Raw genomic sequence first — 5,318 nt, 5'->3', positions numbered from 1 at the left:
GTGTGGGGTGGTATGGTTGTGGTTCTCCAATCGCTGCTTCTGGGATGTGTTCCTGGGGGTGGTGGTTCCGCGTGTGCGGGGTTCGGATGGTTGAGGCTGGTTTGCGGTTTCGGGTTCGGGCTGGTAACTTTGACAAGTTGCCTATCGGGAGTCATTTCACATGTGTGTGGGGTGGGTACGGTGGGTGTCTGGTCCTTGAGAACTCAATAGTGTGCACTTGATTGTCAAATGCCAAATTTATTATCCCCGGCATCTGTCGAACCCAGTGGGTTTGGTGGGTGTGGGAGATTCCTTTTGGACAAAATTTATGAACGTCAGTATTGATGTTTGTTTTGTCAGGTCAAACTCGTGATCATGCATCGTTTTTCCCGGTGGATGGTTGCTTTTGTTTTTTACGGAGAGTTTGATCCTGGCTCAGGACGAACGCTGGCGGCGTGCTTAACACATGCAAGTCGAACGCTGAAGCCCGGTGCTTGCACTGGGTGGATGAGTGGCGAACGGGTGAGTAACACGTGAGTAACCTGCCCCTGACTCTGGGATAAGCGCTGGAAACGGTGTCTAATACTGGATACGACCCATAGAGGCATCTTTTGTGGGTGGAAAGATTTATCGGTTGGGGATGGACTCGCGGCCTATCAGCTTGTTGGTGAGGTAGTGGCTCACCAAGGCGACGACGGGTAGCCGGCCTGAGAGGGTGACCGGCCACACTGGGACTGAGACACGGCCCAGACTCCTACGGGAGGCAGCAGTGGGGAATATTGCACAATGGGCGCAAGCCTGATGCAGCAACGCCGCGTGAGGGATGACGGCCTTCGGGTTGTAAACCTCTTTTAGTAGGGAAGAAGCCTTCGGGTGACGGTACCTGCAGAAAAAGCACCGGCTAACTACGTGCCAGCAGCCGCGGTAATACGTAGGGTGCAAGCGTTGTCCGGAATTATTGGGCGTAAAGAGCTCGTAGGCGGCTTGTCGCGTCTGCTGTGAAATCCCGGAGCTCAACTCCGGGCCTGCAGTGGGTACGGGCAGGCTAGAGTGCGGTAGGGGAGATTGGAATTCCTGGTGTAGCGGTGGAATGCGCAGATATCAGGAGGAACACCGATGGCGAAGGCAGATCTCTGGGCCGTAACTGACGCTGAGGAGCGAAAGCATGGGGAGCGAACAGGATTAGATACCCTGGTAGTCCATGCCGTAAACGTTGGGAACTAGATGTAGGGCCTGTTCCACGGGTTCTGTGTCGTAGCTAACGCATTAAGTTCCCCGCCTGGGGAGTACGGCCGCAAGGCTAAAACTCAAAGGAATTGACGGGGGCCCGCACAAGCGGCGGAGCATGCGGATTAATTCGATGCAACGCGAAGAACCTTACCAAGGCTTGACATATAGAAGAACGGGTCAGAAATGATCAACTCTTTGGACACTTCTATACAGGTGGTGCATGGTTGTCGTCAGCTCGTGTCGTGAGATGTTCGGTTAAGTCCGGCAACGAGCGCAACCCTCGTCCTATGTTGCCAGCACGTAATGGTGGGAACTCATGGGATACTGCCGTGGTCAACACGGAGGAAGGTGGGGATGACGTCAAATCATCATGCCCCTTATGTCTTGGGCTTCACGCATGCTACAATGGCCGGTACAATGGGCGGCGATACCGTAAGGTGGAGCGAATCCCAAAAAGCCGGTCTCAGTTCGGATTGGGGTCTGCAACTCGACCCCATGAAGTCGGAGTCGCTAGTAATCGCAGATCAGCAACGCTGCGGTGAATACGTTCCCGGGCCTTGTACACACCGCCCGTCAAGTCATGAAAGTCGGTAACACCCGAAGCCGGTGGCCTAACCCCTTCTGGGGAGGGAGCTGTCGAAGGTGGGACTGGTGATTAGGACTAAGTCGTAACAAGGTAGCCGTACCGGAAGGTGCGGCTGGATCACCTCCTTTCTAAGGAGCAACTCACCCAAGCCCGCAGGGCCTGGGTGCAGAGAATGCATGACCAAGAACAAACGTTTCTTGCATGCAGCTCAAGGGTGGAACATTAGACAAGCAAGCTTGTGTCCTCGCCTCTGCTAGTACGCCTGGTGCCCCTCGGGGCCTGGGTTGGAACGTGTGGGTGGGGTGTGAGTGAGCGCTGAGTGCATACTATTGGGTCCTGGAGGCCCAGGCCGGGCCGTCCCTGTGTGGGGTGGTGTTGGGCTGGTCTTCTGACCTGCTGTTCAGGAACGTGTTGTCCTGGGGGGTGGGATCGACCGTACGTTGAGAACTACACAGTGGACGCGAGCATCTTAGCCAGCGTGAAACCGTCACACACTCTTTGGGTGTGTGGGGTGGAGTGTTGGCTGATTTACTTTAATTTCATTGGTCACGTGCCCACCTGGTGGGTGCGTGTTTCAAAATGATTGCTTATGTGATTTTCAAGTTTCAAAGAGCAAACGGTGGATGCCTTGGCATCTGGAGCCGAAGAAGGACGTCGTAATCTGCGATAAGCCTCGGGGAGTTGATAAACGAGCTGTGATCCGAGGATTTCCGAATGGGGAAACCCCGCCAGGGCGCGTGCGTACCTGGTGACTCCCGCCTGAATATATAGGGCGGGTTGAGGGAACGTGGGGAAGTGAAACATCTCAGTACCCACAGGAAGAGAAAACAATAGTGATTCCGGGAGTAGTGGCGAGCGAAACTGGATGAGGCTAAACCAGTCATGTGTGATACCCGGCAGGGGTTGCATGGTTGGGGTTGTGGGACATGCCTGGGGGGTCTGCCGGCCTTCCGACGTGAGAGTGCAGCTATAGGAGAACCGCTTGGAACGGTGGACCGGAGTGGGTGAGAGTCCCGTATCCGAAATGGTTGTGCCGCGTGGTGTGTATCCCAAGTAGCACGGGGCCCGAGAAATCCCGTGTGAATCTGTCAGGACCACCTGATAAGCCTAAATACTCCCAGATGACCGATAGCGGACTAGTACCGTGAGGGAAAGGTGAAAAGTACCCCGGGAGGGGAGTGAAAGAGTACCTGAAACCGTTTGCTTACAATCCGTCGGAGCACCCATTGTTGGTGTGACGGCGTGCCTTTTGAAGAATGAGCCTGCGAGTTAGCGATATGTGGCGAGGTTAACCCGTGTGGGGTAGCCGTAGCGAAAGCGAGTCTGAATAGGGCGATTCAGTCGCATGTCCTAGACCCGAAGCGAAGTGATCTATCCATGGCCAGGTTGAAGCGTGTGTAAGAGCGCGTGGAGGACCGAACCCACTTAGGTTGAAAACTGAGGGGATGAGCTGTGGATAGGGGTGAAAGGCCAATCAAACTTCGTGATAGCTGGTTCTCTCCGAAATGCATTTAGGTGCAGCGTTGCGTGTTTCTTGCCGGAGGTAGAGCTACTGGATGGCCGATGGGCCCTACAAGGTTACTGACGTCAGCTAAACTCCGAATGCCGGTAAGTGAGAGCGCAGCAGTGAGACTGTGGGGGATAAGCTTCATAGTCGAGAGGGAAACAACCCAGATCGCCAACTAAGGTCCCTAAGCGTGTGCTAAGTGGAAAAGGATGTGGAGTTGCTGTGACAACCAGGAGGTTGGCTTAGAAGCAGCCACCCTTGAAAGAGTGCGTAATAGCTCACTGGTCAAGTGATTCCGCGCCGACAATGTAACGGGGCTCAAGCACACCACCGAAGTTGCGGCAATCCAGGTAGAGACAGGCCTTCGTGGTCCAGTCCCTGGGTTGGGTAGGAGAGCGTCGTGTGGCGAGTGAAGCGGCGGAGTGATCCAGTCGTGGATGCCACACGAGTGAGAATGCAGGCATGAGTAGCGAAAGACGGGTGAGAAACCCGTCCTCCGGAAGACCAAGGGTTCCAGGGTCAAGCTAATCTTCCCTGGGTAAGTCGGGACCTAAGGCGAGGCCGACAGGCGTAGTCGATGGACAACGGGTTGATATTCCCGTACCGGTGATAGACCGACAAAGACCTAACCAGTAGTGCTAAGCAAACCAATGCCGGGACGGATCCTTCGGGTGATGTTCTGGTGGCGGCTGCGAACCCGATGCTGGGGTGGTGAGCGTGTTAACAGGTGTGACGCAGGAAGGTAGCTGGTCCCGGGCGATGGTTGTCCCGGGCTAAGCATGTAGCCCGTCTCGGAGTAATATTTCGGGGCTTTGGGTGAGATGTGATGGGGACCCGTATGGGGAAGTCAGTGATCCTATGCTGCCGAGAAAAGCATCGACGTGAGGTCTATTGTTGCCCGTACCCCAAACCGACTCAGGTGGTCAGGTAGAGAATACTCAGGAGATCGAGATAATCATGGTGAAGGAACTCGGCAAAATGCCCCCGTAACTTCGGGAGAAGGGGGGCCATCCACTTATTAGGATTTACTCCGAAAGGGTGTGGTGGCCGCAGAGACCAGTGGGAAGCGACTGTTTACTAAAAACACAGGTCCGTGCGAACACGCAAGTGGATGTATACGGACTGACGCCTGCCCGGTGCTGGAAGGTTAAGAGGAGAGGTTAGACCCTTTGGGGTCGAAGCTTTGAATTTAAGCCCCAGTAAACGGCGGTGGTAACTATAACCATCCTAAGGTAGCGAAATTCCTTGTCGGGTAAGTTCCGACCTGCACGAATGGCGTAACGACTTCCCAGCTGTCTCCACCGTGAACTCGGCGAAATTGCAGTACGAGTAAAGATGCTCGTTACGCGCAGAAGGACGGAAAGACCCCGTGACCTTTACTACAGCTTGGTATTGGTGTTCGGTGTGGCTTGTGTAGGATAGGTGGGAGACTATGAAGCGGTGACGCTAGTTATCGTGGAGTCGTTGTTGAAATACCACTCTGGTCATATTGGATTCCTAACCACGCACCCTGATCGGGTGTTGGGACAGTGCCTGGTGGGTAGTTTAACTGGGGCGGTTGCCTCCTAAAGAGTAACGGAGGCGCCCAAAGGTTCCCTCAACCTGGTTGGCAATCAGGTGGCGAGTGTAAGTGCACAAGGGAGCTTGACTGTGAGACTGACAGGTCGAGCAGGGACGAAAGTCGGGACTAGTGATCCGGCAGTGGCTTGTGGAAGCGCTGTCGCTCAACGGATAAAAGGTACCTCGGGGATAACAGGCTGATCTTGCCCAAGAGTCCATATCGACGGCATGGTTTGGCACCTCGATGTCGGCTCGTCGCATCCTGGGGCTGGAGTTGGTCCCAAGGGTTGGGCTGTTCGCCCATTAAAGCGGTACGCGAGCTGGGTTTAGAACGTCGTGAGACAGTTCGGTCCCTATCCTCTGCGCGCGTTGGAGATTTGAGAGGATCTGACCCTAGTACGAGAGGACCGGGTTGGACGGACCTCTGGTGTGCCAGTTGTTCTGCCAAGGGCATGG

Annotated in this window: 2 rRNA genes; both read left to right on the top strand. The window is 55.0% G+C overall.

Annotated elements, in window-relative coordinates:
- The first annotated feature begins 391 nt into the window (after window positions 1-391).
- Window positions 392-1,923, top strand: a 16S ribosomal RNA gene (locus ACUYV6_RS13065).
- Window positions 1,924-2,391: 468 nt separating this feature from the next.
- Window positions 2,392-5,318: ribosomal RNA gene (locus ACUYV6_RS13060) — 23S ribosomal RNA — on the top strand; the annotation flags it as partial.

The sequence above is a fragment of the Leucobacter sp. GX24907 genome, assembly GCF_053567335.1.
The sequence above is the reverse complement of the archived record's forward strand: the minus strand, read 5'-3'. Positions and strand labels throughout refer to the sequence as shown.